Genomic DNA, 16,426 nt, shown 5'->3' with positions numbered 1-16,426 from the left:
GGGTTGTAAGCGATACCAAAATACAGAAAGGAAGTAACCCCATGAGTACATCCCCAGTGTCTCAACCTTCGTTTGAAGCGAAGAAGGAACGAATCCCGTATTGGTGGAAAGTCATCGCGGTATTTTTCTTAGGTTGGATGTTTATGTACGCCGACCGAACAATTTTAAACCCGGTCATGCCGAACCTGGCCCAAGAGTTCGGGTTGAACAACGCCCAGCTCGGATTGGTCAACAGTGTATTCTTCCTCACTTATGCCATCGCCCAAATTCCTTCGGGCTCACTTGGTGATAAGTTTGGACGCAAACGAATTTTAGTTCCTGGATTTATTTTGTTCGGACTATTCACCGGGATCACCGGACTGGCTTCGACATTTCTCTTATTCATGATCGCCCGAGCGATCACAGGACTCGGAGAAGGAACGTATTACGGTCCTCAATACGCGTTGTCGTCTGAGGCGATTCCGAAGCAGTTTCTAACGATCGGGACTGCCATCATCAACAGTGGTATGGCGCTCGGTATCTCACTCGGCTATATCTCATCGAGTTATTTGACACTCGAGCTCGGCATGAGTTGGCGAACGCCATTTTACTTCATGACGATCCCGACGATTTTAACAGGGATTTTGATTTGGTACGTCGTCAAAGAGAAGCGACCAGAACGTGTCGCGAACACGGTCGAAAAATCAGATTTCTCAATCATGAGCCTGTTCAAAAATCGTAACTTGCTCGCGACATTTGTCATGGTGTTCTGCTCACTTTATGGATTCTTCATGATTCTCACTTGGCTCCCGCAATACTTACAAGTAGAGCGTGGCTTCCAAGGCAGTGATGTCGGCTTCATCTCGTCACTCGTCCCATGGGCGTCTATTCCGGGGGCACTATTGATCGGTTATCTATCAGACAAGATGGGCAAGAAAAAACCACTCGTATTCGTTCTCGTCCCATTGTCCATCGCCTCCATCTTGGCGGTCGTCTTCGTTGAGAGCACGCCACTGCTCTTCGCGGCGCTCATCCTGTATGGATTGACTGGAAAGTTAGCGCTTGACCCGGTCCTGCTCTCATTCGTGGCGAACAACGCTCCGAAAAAAGTGTACGGAACCGTCTTCGGTGTCTATAACTTTGTCGGGATGACGTCGTCGATTCTGGCGCCTTATCTTACTGGATATTTAGTCGATCAATCGGGATCGATGCAAACCGGATTTTACTTGGCAGCCGTCTTACTCGTCATCGGAATGATCGCCATGTTATTCACAAAAGAAACCGTCAAACCGGCGGAAGCATAAGGAGAGAAACGTATGTTGACAACAATCATTCAAGCGAACACGTATCAAGACTCCGTCACGTTGATGGTGTTATCGAACCACGTCTCGAGTCTCGAAGGCATCAATAAAGTCTCGATCATGATGGGGACACCGGCCAACCTCGACATCTTTAAAAGTACAGGATTCTATACAGAAGAGTTAGAGGCGGCGACGCCACAAGACATGTGTATCGTCGTCGATGCGGAAACCGATCAGACCGAACCACTTTTGAAAGCAATCCATGACTTCCTGAACAACCAAACGAAACAAGCAGGTGCGGATAAGACAGAAGTCCGGTCGTGGAAAGCGGCGCTCGAAGAACTGCCGGGAGCGAACTTGGCGCTGTTGTCGATTCCTGGACAATACGTCGAATACGAGACACGAAAAGCACTGAACCAAGGCTTGAACGTTCATATCTTTAGTGACAATGTCCCTGTCGAAGTGGAACGTGAACTGAAACAGCTCGCCGATGACAAAGGACTGCTAGTCATGGGTCCTGACTGTGGTACCGCATCACTCGCAGGTATTCCGCTCGCCTTCACCAACGTGGTCCGGGAGGGACGTGTCGGAATCGTCGGAGCCTCAGGGACAGGAATTCAAGAAGTGGCAACGTTGATTGATCGTCTCGGTGGCGGGGTCTCCCATGCGATCGGAACGGGCGGACGTGACTTGTCGACCGAAATCGGCGGGATCTCGATGAAAGCCGGCATTCGGGCACTTGCGGAGGACGTGACAACGGACACGATCGTCGTCATCTCAAAACCACCTGCGAAAGAAGTGCGCGAAGAGATTGAGCAGTTGCTTCAACAAGTCAACAAACCGGTCGTGGCCTTCTTCGTCGGGGACCACGGACTCGCGCCTGTCAACCACGTCGTCTATGCGGACACATCGGAAGAAGCGGCATTGCTTGCGCTTGGAAAGTCGACGCAGGAACGGCACCGGACCGATGTCACCTCGAATGGGGCGTCACGAATCATCGGCCTGTTCTCAGGCGGAACGTTGGCCGCGGAGACGGCTGACTTGATGGGCCTCTCGTTCGGCGTGGAGGCAGACCGTGAGCATCGGGACGGCTTCTCGTTTGACTATGACGGGAACGTCGTCATCGATTTAGGGGATGACGTCTACACGCAAGGGAAGCCGCATCCGATGATCGATCCGTCGACACGAATCGACTTCATCAATCGCTATTGTGACACAGATGATTCAATCGTGCTCCTGTTGGATAACGTCCTCGGATATGGTTCGCATGAGAACATGGCCGGTGCACTGCTCCCGACGTTAACTGAACTACAGGCAACTCGTCCGAACGTAGAGGTGATCGTCAACGTTTGTGGTACCGAACAGGATCCACAGCGTTACAGTGCCCAAAAGCAACTCTTTGAAGCAGCTGGTATCCTCGTCGCCGAGAGTAACGTGGCAGCTGTCGAATATGCACTTCGAATGATTGGGAAAGAAGTTCCACAGTTCAAGCAGAAAACAGTTCCATCTGTAGAACCGAGTACACATAAAATTGAGTCGTCAGAAGCAATCCAGCAGTTGCTGCGCGCACCTAAAGTCGTCAACTTAGGACTTCGTTCGTTCGCAGACGCCGTAATTAGCGAAGGTGGTCACAGCGTTCAGTACAACTGGCAACCGACAGCCGGCGGAAAACCACATCTTCAGCGCTTGTTAGCGCTCATGTCTTGAGGAGGAAATAAAATGAGTATCGGAGCGATGATTCAAGAAGCAAATGACAAGGTGATTCAAACGATTATCGGAGGACAACCGTTTTTGACGGACGTCGTCCCAGCTCACACGGTCATTCCAGAATTGAAAGAAAAAGTACTTCTCCATGCTGGCCCACCGATCGCGTACGAAGACATGACGGGGCCGATGAAAGGAGCGGCCATAGGGGCGATCATCTTTGAGCAGTGGACCGACGATTATGAAGAGGCGGAAGCGATGCTCGAGCGCGGAGACGTGACGTTCATCCCGTGTCATCATGTGAAAGCGGTCGGACCGATGGGCGGGATCACGTCTGGACATATGCCGGTCCTCGTTGTCGAAAACCGAAACGGAAGTGCGAAAGCGTACTGCACGATGAACGAAGGAATCGGAAAAGTGATGCGGTTTGGTGCCAACGATGCAGAAGTCATCGCACGCCTCCACTGGATGAAAGACGTTCTGGGGCCGGTCCTCTCACAAACGTTGAAACAAGCAGGAGACGGGATCAACTTGAACGTCATCATCTCGAAAGCCATTACGATGGGGGATGAGTTCCACCAACGAAATATCGCGGCCTCGGTGTTGCTGCTAAAAGAATTGGCACCTTACCTTATGTTGGCGGACGTCGATGAAACGGAACGACGTGACGTCTTGCAGTTCTTGGCCGATACCGATCAGTTCTTTTTAAACGTCATGATGGCGACCGGAAAAGCAATCCTAGACGAGGCTCGACGGCACGAAGCGGGCACGATCGTGACGGCTATGACCCGAAACGGGAAAGATTTTGGAATTCGAATCAGCGGTATGGGGGACGAATGGTTCACGGCACCCGTCAACATGCCGGAAGGCTTGTTCTTCACAGGCTACAGCCAAGACGATGCGAACCCGGACATCGGTGACAGTGCGATTGCGGAAACGTATGGCGTCGGTGGGATGGCGATGGTCGCTGCGCCAGGTGTTACGCGGTTCCTCGGCCGGGCAGGATCGAGCGAAGCGCTCGCGATCAGTGAAGAGATGAACGAAATTTGCGATCGACATAACCCGAACTTGAGTATTCCATCATGGGATTTCCAAGGTGCCTGCGTCGGTATTGATATCCGGAAAGTCGTCGAGACCGGGATCACACCGATCATCAATACAGGAATCGCACACCGGGAGCCAGGTATCGGCCAAGTCGGTGCGGGAACGGTTCGTGCTCCACTGGCCTGCTTCGAGAAGGCGCTCGAAGCATACGCTGAAAAATTAGGACTGGTGCAACACGCATGAGACAAATCGGGGCGGCGTACAGTACGTATGCTGCCTCTCTCCTTCAAGAATTCCCCCAAGCGTTACAAGTCGAGGCCGTCTTTCGAAACGGTTATAACCTGCGAATGGGGGGACACTTGATTTACATCGGTACGACGAAGAACGGACATACGCCTTTTGGAATTCATGTGAAGACGGTCGATCGATTGGAGTGGAGAGTAGGAGATTGTCTATTGGCGGGCATCGGTGCGACGATTCACCACGTGCCGAGCGGGATAACGATCTATCCAGACCAGGTGTTGAAAATGAACATGGAACGTGTCGAGCCAAAGCGCTATGAACTGGCCTTAAACCTCAGGCAGATGGAGGCACGATTGCGCGAACTCGGTCACGACTGGAGTTACGCCTATGAAGAGAGACGAGAACCGCTGTATGAATATTTGACGAACATCGGTCAAGCAGAAGGGAAACGTCTGATCGGCTACGGCAAAGGACTGACGCCGAGCGGCGATGACGTCTTAATTGGCTATATGGCCGTATGTGAGGTATTGGGACGTCCGATGAAGTGGCAGAACGATTACGTGATGACAGCTAAATATCGAACGACACGAAGTTCTGTCGCTTTTTATGAGGCGGCACTGCGGGGAGAGTATACGAGCGAATTAAAAAGGCTGATTACAGTGCTGTTGACCAAATCGTTCTCAAATTGTGAGGTTGAATGGGAACGTCTCATCACGTTTGGGAGTTCATCAGGACAGGATACTGCGCTCGGAATATATTTGGCATTGAAACAAGAAATGGAGGAACTAGACAGATGAAAAAACGAATTGTCATTGCTCTCGGAGGGAATGCGATTTTAACGGACGATGGGACGGCAGAAGCACAACGACACGCCATCATGGAAACGGCGCGTCACATCGCCGACTTGGTCGAGGCAGGACATGAAGTCGTACTCAGTCATGGGAACGGCCCCCAAATCGGTGCGATTTTGATTCAGCAACAAATGGCGAATTCGGAGAAGACACCGGCGATGGATTTAGGGACGTGCGGAGCGATGTCGCAAGGCATGATCGGGTATTGGTTCCAACAGCTATTGAAGAACGAACTCGCCCGTCGAGGCATGGAGCGACAAGTCGTCGCGATGATCACGCAATCGGAAGTCGCCTTATCAGACCCTGCATTCGATCATCCGACAAAGCCGATTGGCCCGTTTTATACTGAGAAGGAAGCGGTCGAGATGCGTATGAAAGGCGATGTGATGGTCGAGGATGCGGGACGCGGATATCGAAAAGTCGTCGCCAGTCCGAAGCCGATCCGTATCGTTGAGGCACCGGTCATTCGAGACTTGCTCGATGCAGGCCATCTCGTCATCGCTGCAGGTGGGGGCGGCGTTCCTGTCGTCCGTGAGCAATACACGCTTCGAGGCGTGGAAGCTGTTATCGACAAGGACTTTGCCGCCGCGCAGCTGGCCCGGTCGATTGAAGCAACGCATTTGATGATCATCACGGGAGTATCTAACGTCTACATCCACTTCAATCAACCGAACCAAGAGAAATTGGAGACCGTCTCGACGTCTCGTCTTGAACAGTTGATTGAGGAGAATCACTTTATGGCCGGCAGTATGTTGCCTAAAGTAGAGGCGGCCCTCCAGTTTGTGGAAGCCGATTCGAATCGAGAAGCCGTAATCACAGACGTCGCTTCGTTAAAAGGGGCGATTGCGGAAACAGAAGGGACGCGGATCCGGTACGACATCGCTTCTGCGGATGTTGTCTATTGACCGATTGTATCTATATACGAACAGCCCCTTTCTTTATAACGAATAAAGAAAGGGGCTGTTGTTGTGAGATGGGTTGCTCAATTAGGATTGCGTTTTGCGTCCACTCACCGCGACCGTACGATAATCGCGAGAATCAGGTCCGCGCTGATCAGAGACGTCTGTCATACCGAGAGTCTTGGCGGAAGGGATGAACTGTTCCCGGACGAGCGTCGTGATCCCGTCCCAGGTCACGTCGCCTTTCCCGTCACAGTACGTGATGATGAACGACCCGCCTGGGGTTAAGACGCGTTCAATCTCGGCAAGTACCGTGGACATGTCGTCCCAGAAGTAGAGCGTATGGATGCTGAAGACGTGATTGAAACTCCCTTCCGGAAACGGGAGTGTCTCGAGGTCGCCTTCGACGACCTCGGCTCGCCCTGCTTGCAAGGCCGCTCGATTTCGTTTTGAGGCCGAGCGGACGATGGTCGGGGAACGGTCGAGCCCGGTCACGTGCACCTCATCAAAGCTACGAAGCATTTGTGCGATCGCATCACCGGCCCCGCAACCGAGGTCTAGGATGCGGTCGCCCGGCTGAACCGCCAACTGTTCAATCGTCCAGTCGACTTCTACCCGGTGTTGGCGGACCATCTTCTCGCCGATATACGTCCCGACGATGCCGCGCGGGTTCTCGTATTGGCTGTCGATCCATGTTTGCAGACGCTTCGGGCGCATCGAACCATTCCTTTCTAAATGAGGCAGATGTAAATTTAGTGTAGCACAATCAAAAATCAGAGAGGGGATGAATCCGTGCGCTCATTTTGGATTTTCGGCAATCAGTTATCACACGACCTCGAGATGCTCGACCACGTCAAAGCCGACGACGTCATCGTCATGATCGAGGCGACGTCACGGGCGATGTGGCGGAAGTATCATAAACAAAAACTCGTCCTCATCTTCTCGGCGATGCGACATTTCGCCGAGGAGTTACGCGAGCGCGGCTTCACCGTCGACTATCACGAGGCCGACTCGTTCCAAGACGCGTGGGACGATCACTTCAGCCGCTTCAATCCCGATGCGATTCACTACACGGCCGTCACCGATGAGCCGATGGAGCGGAAGCTGAAGCAGTTCGGAGACCAGCACGAGCTCATCGAACATACGGACGTACCGCTCTTCTATTTAACGAAGCAAGAGGCCGTCGACACGCTCGGCAGCGAGCCGTGGCGGATGGACCGGTTCTACCGTCATATGCGCAAACAGTTTGACGTGTTGCTCGAAGACGGGAAGGCAAAAGGCGGCAAATGGTCGTTCGACGCGGACAATCGCCAGCCGCCAAAGTCCGGGCTCACGTTCCCACCGGCCATCCACTTCCGACCTGACGCCATCACGACAGACGTCATCCGAAAAGTCGAGACGACGTTTTCCGACCACCCCGGACAAATCGAACCGTTCGCTTGGCCGGTGACGCGGGACGAGGCAAGGCGAGCACTCAAACGTTTCGTCGACGAGCGGCTCGAGACGTTCGGTCCGTATCAGGATGCGATGTTGACCGAAAACCCGGAGATGTCGCACAGTCTATTGTCGGCGGCGATCAATGTCGGACTGCTGACCCCGCACGAAGTCATCGAGGCGGCATGCGCGACCGACGCGCCCCTTGCTTCAGTCGAAGGGTTCGTCCGCCAAATCCTCGGCTGGCGGGAATACATGCGCGCCGTCTATGTGGCGTTGATGCCCGACTATCGAGACGTGAACACGTTCAACCACGAGCGTGACTTACCTGGCTTGTTTTGGGACGCGGACACGGACCTGAACTGTATGCACGAGAGCTTGAAACCGGTCGTCGAGCGAGCGCACAACCATCACATCCAGCGGCTGATGGTGCTCGGTAACTATGCGACGCTGTTCGAAATCTCGCCGCAACAGACGAGCGACTGGTTCAACGAGATGTATATCGACGCCTACGACTGGGTCGTGTTGCCGAACGTGCTCGGCATGGCGCTTCACGCTGACGGGGGACGTCTTGCGACGAAGCCGTACATCGCCTCGGGCAAATACATCGACCGGATGAGCGACTATTGCAAAGGCTGTAAGTATAACCCGAAACATACGACCGAGGCTGACGCCTGTCCGTTCAACGCCCTGTACTGGAACTTCATCGACAAGCACGAGGAACGCTTCTCGAACAACCAACGTATGAAGATGATGGTCCGCAACTGGCAAGGGCGTGACGACGACGTCAAAGCCGACATCTTGGCGAAGGCGCGACAAACATTGACCGATTCCCCGTGAATCGGTTTTTTTACGTTTCCTTAATGAAATTTTGCAGAGCGTTCACGGACACTTTACAATCGTTCGGTACGATATGACTTGTGAGACCCCTCAATCCAAAGTGAATAGCATTCGGTAGAACATTCGAGAGACCAACAGAAGCCCATACGTCCGTGACGTCATGTTTCTGTTGGTCTTTTTTTCTAGGAAAGGGTGAATCAAATGAATCCAACAATTCGCACGATTGGACGAGAGAAGATGATCGCATCGATCAAGTCGCCAAAACAGCTCGAGAAGTTCCTGCAATCGGACGTCACGACGACGTTCCTTATGATGGGCACGCTCAGCACGCTCGACCGGTATGTCGCGCATTTGAAGCGGGAGAACCGGACCGTGTTCCTGCACGCCGAACGAATCAACGGCATCAGCCTCGACCGCGACGGCATCGACTATTTGGCGAAACGGGTCGGCGCCGACGGTATCGTCACGACGAAAGCATCGGTCATCCAACACGCCAAACGAGCTGGGCTGATGACGGTGCAACGCTTATTCCTCGTCGACTCGGACGCCGTCACCTCAGGCATCAAGATGGCGAACGATCAACAGCCGGACGCACTCGAACTCATGCCCGGTCTCATCCCGAGCGTAATCGAACATGTCGCCGGTAGCGTCTCACTCCCAATCGTGACGGGTGGGATGATTCGTAAACCGATCGAAGTCCACCAAGCGTTGTCACATGGGGCGTTCGCCGTCTCGACAGGGGACGAGCGGCTATGGGCGTCACACGCGACGAAGGAGGAAATGGCATGAAGTCGATCCAACTGCAAGACCTCAAAAAATCATACGGGGACACCGAGGTCATCCGCGGCATCGACGTCACGATTGAGCCGGGCGAATTTTTCGCGCTCGTCGGACCGTCGGGTTGCGGCAAGAGCACGATGCTCCGGATGATCGCCGGTCTCGAGTCGATCACGAGCGGGACACTCCGGATTGACGGCGTCGCTGCGAACGAGCTGAAGCCAAGCGAGCGGCAACTGTCGATGGTATTCCAAAACTATGCGCTCTACCCGCATATGACGGTCGAGAAAAATATCACATTCGGCCTACATACGAAAGGACTCACGAAGCTCGAGCAGCGCGAACGGTGCGATGCGGCGGCCGAGACACTCGGTCTGACCGACTATTTGAAGCGCAAGCCGCGCCAGCTCTCGGGTGGGCAGCGGCAACGGGTCGCACTGGCCCGGGCTATCGTCACCGAGGCGCCAATCTGCCTCATGGACGAGCCGCTCTCGAACCTTGACGCCAAGCTTCGGGCCAAAATGCGTTCGGAGATCCGCCAGCTGCAACGCAAGCTGAACTTGACGATGATTTACGTCACACACGACCAAGTCGAGGCGATGACGATGGCCGACCGGATGATGTTATTGAACGACGGGGAAGTCCAACAAGTCGGCAAGCCGCTCGATTTGTACAACAAACCGGCCAATACGTTCGTCGCCTCGTTCATCGGCTCGCCGCCGATGAACTTGACCGAGGTAAAACGGGCGGAGAAAGGCTGGATTGCCTCGGATGGACGTCTCTTCCATCCGAATACGGTGACGAAACACGATGTGGCAACGCTCGGTATTCGGCCGGAACAAATCACACCGGCCGGGGAGACGGTGACGTTTTATGCCGAACTGAAGAACATCGAGGTGCTCGGCACCGAAACGATTCTTGCGTTCGATATGGGCGGGACCGAATGGCTCGCCAAATGGCCTGGACAGTGGCCGCTCTCGATCGGGGAGAAGATCGCTTGTTACGTCGATCCGAAACAAATGTCGCTCTTTGATACGGCCGGCGATCGCATCGAGCCACGGCAACCGAAACTGTTCGAGGCGCTGGAGGTGTTCCAATGACGGTCGCGTTGCCGAAACAGAGAGTCCGGGCACGCCTCTCGGACGCAGCGGCCGGGATCTTATATTTATCGCCCTCGATTGCGCTGTTTGGCATCTTCCTCGTCTATCCGTTGTTCCGGACGATCTACTTGAGCTTTTTTCGGACCGATACGCAGGGGACGCCGCTCAGCTTCGTCGGGGGTGAGCACTACGCGAAACTGTTCACGAGCGCCTCGTTTTGGCAAAGCATCCAAGCGACGGTCGGCTTCGTTCTGTTGACCGTTCCGCTCACAATCATCATCGCGCTAGGGTTAGCGCTGCTCGCTAATGAGAAACTACGCGGTATCGGTTTCTTCCGGCCGGCGTTCTCGGCGACGATGGGGATGAGCGTCGCGGCATCATCGGTCATTTGGATGTTTATGTACAATCCGTCGATCGGCATCTTCAACCGTTTCTTAGAAGCGGTCGGGGCGAGTGGGGTACAGTGGCTACTTGACCCGCAGTATGCACTCCTGTCGGTATCGCTCGCGACCGTCTGGATGAACATCGGTTTCACATTTTTAATCATCCTCGGGGGACTGCAAAATATCGACCGGACGCTGTACGAGAGCGCGGACATCGCTGGGACGAGTTACGGGACGCAGCTTCGGTCAATCACGATTCCGATGCTGTCACCGACGCTCTTCTTCGTCGGTATCATTTCGCTCATCAACGCGTTCCAGACGTTCGGACAGATCGATCTACTGACGAAAGGCGGTCCGACGAATTCGACGAACGTCATCGTCTACGCCATCTACAAGGACGCGTTCATCAACTATAACGTCGGTGGGGCGAGCGCCCAGGCGGTGCTCTTGTTCGTCACGGTGCTGCTCTTGACGTGGCTCCAGTTCAAGCTCGTCGAAAGGAAGGTGCATTACCAATGACGCTTCGGAAAGTAGTCACGTATACGCTCCTCGTCTTGAGTACGCTCGTCATGCTGTTCCCGATCGCCTACGCGTTCTCGATCAGTTTGATGGACGGCGGCGAAGTATTGAACGGTCACTTGTTCCCACGTGAGGCGTCGTTCGCGAACTACGTCGCGGCGTTCGAGCGCCTGCCGCTGTTGACGTATTTGTGGAACAGTCTCGTCGTTGCGCTTTTCGTCATGGTCGGACAAGTCGTCTTGTCGAGCCTTGCTGCGTTCGCGTTCGTCTTCATCGACTTCAAGGGGAAAGGGATTATCTTCATGCTCTTCCTCGCGACGATGATGGTGCCGTGGGAAGCGACGATGGTGCCGAACTTCTTGACGATCCAGTCACTCGGGTGGTTGAACTCGGTATGGGGGCTGTCGGTCCCGTTCTTCGCGCTTGCGTTCGGGACGTTCCTGCTTCGGCAACAGTTCAAGACGATCCCGCACGAGATGTATGAGGCGTCACAAATCGCCGGGGTCAGCCGCTTCCGTTTCTTTTGGAATATCGTCTTACCGGTGTCGAAGACGCCGCTCGTCACGTTGTCGGTCTACAGTTTTTTGACGACATGGAACATGTACTTATGGCCGCTCCTCGTCACGAACACGGAGCAGGCTCGAACGGTTCAAATCGGGATTAAACAGATGCAGTCGAACGAAGTGGCATCGGACTGGGGTGTCGTCATGGCCGCGGTCATCTTGATCATCATCCCGACGCTGATGCTGTTATTCGCTGGACAAAAACAGTTGCAAGAAGGATTGACGCAAGGTGCGATCAAATAATAGGGGGAATGTACGATGAAGAAGAAAGCACTATTCGCAGGATTGACTAGTTCGCTATTATTACTCGGGGCATGCGGTAGCGAAGAGGCGGCGACGGAAGCGTCGACGACAGAAGACGGGAAGACAGAGGTCGTGTTTTGGCACGCGATGAGCGGGGACCTAGAGACGGCGCTAAACAATCAGGTCGACGCCTTCAACGAGTCGCAGGAGGATTACGAAGTGAAACCAGTGTTCCAGGGGACGTATGAAGAGGCACTCACCAAATTTAACGCCGTCGCCGGTTCGACGGACGCGCCGGCCATCATGCAGACGTTCGAGGTCGGGACGAAGTATATGATCGACACGAACAAGATCACGCCGGTGCAAGAGTTCATCGACAAAGAAGACTTCGATACGAGCGTCTGGGAAGAGAACATCTTGAGCTATTACCAAGTCGACGGCAAGCAATACTCGATGCCGTTCAACTCGTCGACACCGGTGCTCATCTACAACAAGGACGCCTTTAAAAAAGCGGGACTCGATCCGGAGAAGGCGCCACGAACGTATGATGAGTTGAAGCAAGCGGCGAAGGCGCTCACGACCGATGACCAGACCGGTTTCACGATGCTCAACTACGGCTGGTTCTTCGAACAGCTCGTCGCCGCGCAAGGCGGTCTTTACGTCGACAACGACAACGGCCGCAGTGGGGCGCCGACAAAAGCGGTGTTCGACGGCGAAGAAGGTCAGAACGCCTTCAACTTGATCAAAGACATGTACGACGAGAAGACGTTCCTAAATGTCGGACAAAACTGGGACGACATGCGCGCCGCTTTCCAGTCTGGGAAAGTCGCGATGTATCTCGACTCATCGGCTGGAATTCGTACGGTCGCGGACAATGCGTCGTTTGAAGTCGGCGCCTCGTACTTGCCGGTACCAGACGAAGCAGACCGTGAAGGGGTCGTCATCGGTGGCGCCTCGCTCTGGATGGGGGACGGTATCGCCGATGAGACGAAGCAAGGCGCATGGGAGTTCATGAAGTATGCCGCCTCGAAAGAAGCACAGGCCAAGTGGCACGTCGAGACGGGGTACTTCGCCATCAACCCGGACGCTTACAACGAACCGATTGTCGAAGAGATGTGGGCCGAGTACCCACAGCTAAAAGTGACGGTCGATCAATTGAGCGAGACGAAGGCGTCCCCGGCGACACAAGGCGCGCTCATCTCGACGTTCCCACAGTCGCGTCAGAGCGTCGTCAATGCGATGGAGAGCTTATACCAAGGCGTGTCGGTCGAGGACGCGTTGAAGCGTGCGGCCGACGAGACGACTTCCACCTTGGGGCAGTGACGTGTTGATTTATGCCCATCGCGGCTATAGCGCCAAGTATCCGGAAAATACGTTGGCGGCGTTTCAAGCGGCGCTGCCTTACGCCGAAGGCATCGAGCTCGATGTCCAGCTCTCAAAAGACGGCCGCCTCGTCGTAATCCATGACGAGACGGTCGACCGGACGACAGACGGGAGCGGCTACGTCAAAGACATGACGCTCCGGCAGATCCGCTTGCTAAGCACTGAGAGCGGGGAACGAATCCCGACGCTCGAAGAAGTACTCTCATTAATTGAACCGTCCGATGTCACGCTCAATATCGAACTGAAGACGGACCGATTCGATTATGACGGGATTGAATATCTCACATGGCTCGCTGTCACCGAGTTCAAGCTCGAGCAACGTGTCGTCTTCTCGTCATTCAATCCGGATACGCTCATCCGGTTACGAGATATCGCCCGAGAAGCGAGGATCGCCGTTTTAACGGTGGACGGGCATCCAGGCTTGGTTGATTTCATCGAGCGGATTGGGGCCGAGGCCGTTCATGCCCAACCGGAATTTCTCTGGACGAGAGACTGGACGACGCTTCGGGAACAGAATCGCTTGATTCGACTATATACGATCAACGACCCGAACGAGCTGCCGGACATGACTGGTGTCGATGCTATCATGACGGACGAGGTCGAGCGGTTTCAATCGAGGTCGCATCGCTGAAGTATATACCTCAGTCATTTTCTTATTGAAACTCTCTTAACAGATGTAAATTTAGTATCCTGTGTTCAAAGTGGTGAATTCATCTTCTCTCAAAGGTGAATCGCCTTTGGAGTTATGTCCGTAATAGGTGACGACATACTCATTGTCCGGATTGGTTTTGACGAAAAATTCATATTCGACTCTCTTTTCGTCTTCGAATTTCAAACGATACAAGTATCCAAATTGATTAATGCTGAACTCGACGTCATAGGCGTTCTTCTCGATCGAAAAATGGTCATGTAACGTTTCATTCAAAAAAGTTTCTCGCTGATATACCTCATGTAGAAGAAAAAGTACTCCTCCCAAAATCAGTAAAGCAAAAGCGATTTGAAACTTGGGTAATGTTTTTTTAGATGTCATCTACATCGGCCTTCCTTAATGAGATCGATCAACTGCTACCGCACGAGCCATGGATAAACATGACAAAGCTCGCTCAATGAGGCGGTCGGTGTCATGTTTTCTTTGGTGAATCGCTAAATGCAAAATACAGACCGACCCCGAGGGCAAGCCCGAGAAGATAGTTGTCGAGAGCAATCGCAAACGTGACGCCGACGCCGAGTGCAAGCGGAAAGGCATAGCTGCCCGTCGTCTGTTTGTTGGACATGGAGAACTCCTCCTTTGCCCAGTTTCTACGAGTGTCGCCTCAAAAAGTTTCACGCTTTCTTCTTCGTCCCTTGGAACGCGAAAAACATCGCGATGCCGATCCCGATACCGAGCCACCAGTTGTCGAACAACAGTCCGAAGATGAGAATAAAGGCGACGGCGACCGGTAGTGCTAAATATCCACGTTGTCGTTTCATTTGATTCATCCTTTCTGTGTCTCTCTTTGACTGTTCCCGGAAGCGGAATGATTCATTCTAAAAGTAACCGTTTTCATAAAAATGGCTCAACAGCAACGTTTGTCTAAAAAATGAACATTGTTATTTTCATGTGAAATAGTGAGCAATTACATCTATCCATCCATAGGAAAGCCTGTTATATTTTAATTGTGATAAACTTCACAATAAGAAATCATACATGGGTCATATTATAGGAGGAAGAGAAGATGATTACATTTTTTATCGCACTAGGATTACTATTGGTCGGGTACCTCGTCTACGGCCGTTACGTCGAGAAGACGTTCGGCATCAAGGAAGAGCGGACGACGCCCGCCTATGCGTCTCAGGACGGTGTCGACTATGTACCGATGGGAAAAAAACGTAACTCGATGATCCAACTGTTGAACATCGCCGGTGTCGGTCCGATCTTCGGTCCGATCATGGGAGCACTCTACGGTCCGGTCGCATTCCTTTGGATTGTCGTCGGGTCAATCTTTGCCGGGGCGGTACACGACTACTTGACCGGGATGATCTCGCTCCGGAACAACGGCGCACACTTGCCGCAGCTCGCCGAGAAGTTCCTCGGCCGCTCGCTCCGCCACGTCGTCAACGGGTTCGCGCTCTTGTTGCTACTGCTTGTCGGGACGGTGTTCGTTACGTCACCGGCCAACATGATCAACAACTTGTTCGACGGTAACGCGTCGACGCTCGCCTGGGTGCTCCTCGCCATCTTCGGCTACTACATTTTGGCGACGCTCTTACCTGTCGATAAGATCATCGGGCGCATCTACCCGTTCTTCGGGGCGCTCTTGTTGATCAGCGCCGTCGGCATCGCCGTCAGCCTGTTCGCCCAAGGCTATCAGGTCCCTGAGATGACGTTCACGAACATGCACCCGGACGGCTTGCCGATCTGGCCGCTCTTGTTCTTCACAATCTCGTGCGGCGCGCTTTCAGGATTCCACGCGACGCAGTCGCCGATCATCTCGCGGACGACGATGAAAGAAAGCAATGGTCGCAGCATCTTCTACGGCATGATGATCGTCGAGGCCGTCATCGCCATGATCTGGGCAGCGGCCGCGATGGCGATCTTCGAACCGGGTCAACTGCTCGCGATGATCAACGCCGGCACACCGGCGCTCGTCGTCCAAGAAGTGGCAACGCTCATGCTCGGCAGCATCGGCGGCACGCTCGCCATCCTCGGTGTCATCGTCTTGCCGATCACGTCAGGTGACACGGCGTTCCGTAGCGCCCGGATGATCATCGCCGACTACATGAAGATCGCGCAGAAGAAGTTCGCATCACGCCTTTGGATCGCACTCCCGTTGTTCGTCATCTCGTTCATCTTGACGAAAGTCGACTTCCGTCTCCTCTGGCAATATTTCAACTGGGCCAACCAGACGACGGCGGTTATCGCCTTGTTCGTCGGGGCGACGTACTTGTACATCAAAGGACGCAACTACTGGATCGCGCTCGTCCCGGGGACGTTCATGCTGTATGCGGTCTGGTTCTATATCTTGACGGCGCCGATCGGCTTCAAGATGGATGGGGTCATTCCGTACGTCATCGCGACGGTCGGGACGGTGACATTGTTCTTCTTGTTCTTCAAGCACGCCAAAGCGATGCGCGCCCAAGATCTCGAGTGCGACGCACCGGTTCGAAAAGCCGCATAACAAAC

At 53.8% G+C, this 16,426-nt stretch carries 17 protein-coding genes; 13 read left to right on the top strand and 4 right to left on the bottom strand.

Going from position 1 to position 16,426, the window contains the following annotated elements:
- Positions 1 to 41: 41 nt before the first annotated feature.
- The 5 genes from EVJ20_RS08370 to arcC are packed head-to-tail and all read left to right on the top strand — an operon-like array spanning position 42 to position 6,027.
- Positions 42 to 1,283, top strand: a complete 1,242-nt coding sequence (locus EVJ20_RS08370; RefSeq protein ID WP_051121426.1) for an MFS transporter — start codon at positions 42 to 44, stop codon at positions 1,281 to 1,283.
- 12 nt (positions 1,284 to 1,295) lie between these two features.
- Positions 1,296 to 2,987 carry an acyl-CoA synthetase FdrA gene (gene fdrA, locus EVJ20_RS15240; protein ID WP_201738998.1) on the top strand — a complete coding sequence of 564 codons (1,692 nt, stop codon included), beginning with the start codon at positions 1,296 to 1,298 and terminating at the stop codon, positions 2,985 to 2,987.
- Positions 2,988 to 2,999: 12 nt separating this feature from the next.
- Entirely contained in the window at positions 3,000 to 4,271 is a 1,272-nt protein-coding gene (locus EVJ20_RS15235; RefSeq protein ID WP_236633435.1) for a DUF1116 domain-containing protein, read from the top strand.
- Complete coding sequence (locus tag EVJ20_RS08360) at positions 4,268 to 5,068, top strand: DUF2877 domain-containing protein (protein ID WP_131507894.1); 801 nt, start codon at positions 4,268 to 4,270, stop codon at positions 5,066 to 5,068. Before EVJ20_RS15235 ends, EVJ20_RS08360 begins: the two co-directional genes overlap by 4 nt.
- Positions 5,065 to 6,027: a carbamate kinase gene (arcC, locus tag EVJ20_RS08355; protein ID WP_131507892.1), complete on the top strand. Its 963-nt coding sequence runs from the start codon at positions 5,065 to 5,067 to the stop codon at positions 6,025 to 6,027. Before EVJ20_RS08360 ends, arcC begins: the two co-directional genes overlap by 4 nt.
- A gap of 81 nt (positions 6,028 to 6,108) precedes the next feature.
- Here arcC and EVJ20_RS08350 read toward each other — a convergent pair whose 3' ends face one another.
- Positions 6,109 to 6,738, bottom strand: coding sequence for a class I SAM-dependent methyltransferase (locus EVJ20_RS08350; protein WP_131507890.1), 630 nt, complete (start codon positions 6,736 to 6,738; stop codon positions 6,109 to 6,111).
- Between the two features lie 75 nt (positions 6,739 to 6,813).
- On the opposite strand from EVJ20_RS08350, the gene EVJ20_RS08345 reads away from it, so the two are divergent.
- The 7 genes from EVJ20_RS08345 (at position 6,814) to EVJ20_RS08315 (ending at position 13,894) form a co-directional block, all read left to right on the top strand.
- Positions 6,814 to 8,295 carry a cryptochrome/photolyase family protein gene (locus EVJ20_RS08345; protein WP_131464559.1) on the top strand — a complete coding sequence of 494 codons (1,482 nt, stop codon included), beginning with the start codon at positions 6,814 to 6,816 and terminating at the stop codon, positions 8,293 to 8,295.
- A 201-nt stretch (positions 8,296 to 8,496) separates the two neighbouring features.
- Positions 8,497 to 9,084, top strand: coding sequence for a glycerol-3-phosphate responsive antiterminator (locus EVJ20_RS08340; protein ID WP_131464556.1), 588 nt, complete (start codon positions 8,497 to 8,499; stop codon positions 9,082 to 9,084).
- On the top strand, positions 9,081 to 10,172 hold the full coding sequence (locus tag EVJ20_RS08335) for an ABC transporter ATP-binding protein (RefSeq protein WP_070328149.1): 1,092 nt from the start codon (positions 9,081 to 9,083) through the stop codon (positions 10,170 to 10,172). Before EVJ20_RS08340 ends, EVJ20_RS08335 begins: the two co-directional genes overlap by 4 nt.
- On the top strand, positions 10,169 to 11,074 hold the full coding sequence (locus EVJ20_RS08330; protein WP_131507888.1) for a carbohydrate ABC transporter permease: 906 nt from the start codon (positions 10,169 to 10,171) through the stop codon (positions 11,072 to 11,074). Before EVJ20_RS08335 ends, EVJ20_RS08330 begins: the two co-directional genes overlap by 4 nt.
- Positions 11,071 to 11,880, top strand: a complete 810-nt coding sequence (locus tag EVJ20_RS08325; RefSeq protein ID WP_131464553.1) for a carbohydrate ABC transporter permease — start codon at positions 11,071 to 11,073, stop codon at positions 11,878 to 11,880. The genes EVJ20_RS08330 and EVJ20_RS08325 overlap by 4 nt, the downstream gene beginning before the upstream one ends.
- A gap of 15 nt (positions 11,881 to 11,895) precedes the next feature.
- Positions 11,896 to 13,203 carry an ABC transporter substrate-binding protein gene (locus EVJ20_RS08320; RefSeq protein ID WP_131464550.1) on the top strand — a complete coding sequence of 436 codons (1,308 nt, stop codon included), beginning with the start codon at positions 11,896 to 11,898 and terminating at the stop codon, positions 13,201 to 13,203.
- The gene (locus tag EVJ20_RS08315) at positions 13,166 to 13,894 is read left to right on the top strand and encodes a glycerophosphodiester phosphodiesterase (protein ID WP_131507886.1); all 729 of its coding nucleotides are present in this window, start codon (positions 13,166 to 13,168) and stop codon (positions 13,892 to 13,894) included. The genes EVJ20_RS08320 and EVJ20_RS08315 overlap by 38 nt, the downstream gene beginning before the upstream one ends.
- A gap of 51 nt (positions 13,895 to 13,945) precedes the next feature.
- On the opposite strand, the gene EVJ20_RS08310 is transcribed toward EVJ20_RS08315, so the two are convergent.
- The 3 genes from EVJ20_RS08310 to EVJ20_RS15230 form a co-directional block, all read right to left on the bottom strand.
- Positions 13,946 to 14,293: a hypothetical protein gene (locus EVJ20_RS08310; protein ID WP_131507883.1), complete on the bottom strand. Its 348-nt coding sequence runs from the start codon at positions 14,291 to 14,293 to the stop codon at positions 13,946 to 13,948.
- Positions 14,294 to 14,384: 91 nt separating this feature from the next.
- Positions 14,385 to 14,537: a hypothetical protein gene (locus tag EVJ20_RS15170; RefSeq protein WP_161567338.1), complete on the bottom strand. Its 153-nt coding sequence runs from the start codon at positions 14,535 to 14,537 to the stop codon at positions 14,385 to 14,387.
- A 49-nt stretch (positions 14,538 to 14,586) separates the two neighbouring features.
- Complete coding sequence (locus tag EVJ20_RS15230) at positions 14,587 to 14,733, bottom strand: hypothetical protein (RefSeq protein ID WP_167615672.1); 147 nt, start codon at positions 14,731 to 14,733, stop codon at positions 14,587 to 14,589.
- 245 nt (positions 14,734 to 14,978) lie between these two features.
- Here EVJ20_RS15230 and EVJ20_RS08305 point away from each other — a divergent pair, with 245 nt between their 5' ends.
- Complete coding sequence (locus EVJ20_RS08305) at positions 14,979 to 16,421, top strand: carbon starvation CstA family protein (protein WP_131464521.1); 1,443 nt, start codon at positions 14,979 to 14,981, stop codon at positions 16,419 to 16,421.
- Positions 16,422 to 16,426 lie beyond the last annotated feature (5 nt).

Origin of the sequence: Exiguobacterium sp. SH0S1, assembly GCF_004337165.1 — a bacterium.
Classification (GTDB): Bacteria; Bacillota; Bacilli; order Exiguobacteriales; family Exiguobacteriaceae; genus Exiguobacterium; species Exiguobacterium aurantiacum_A.
This window is presented reverse-complemented; position numbering and strand designations above follow the sequence as displayed.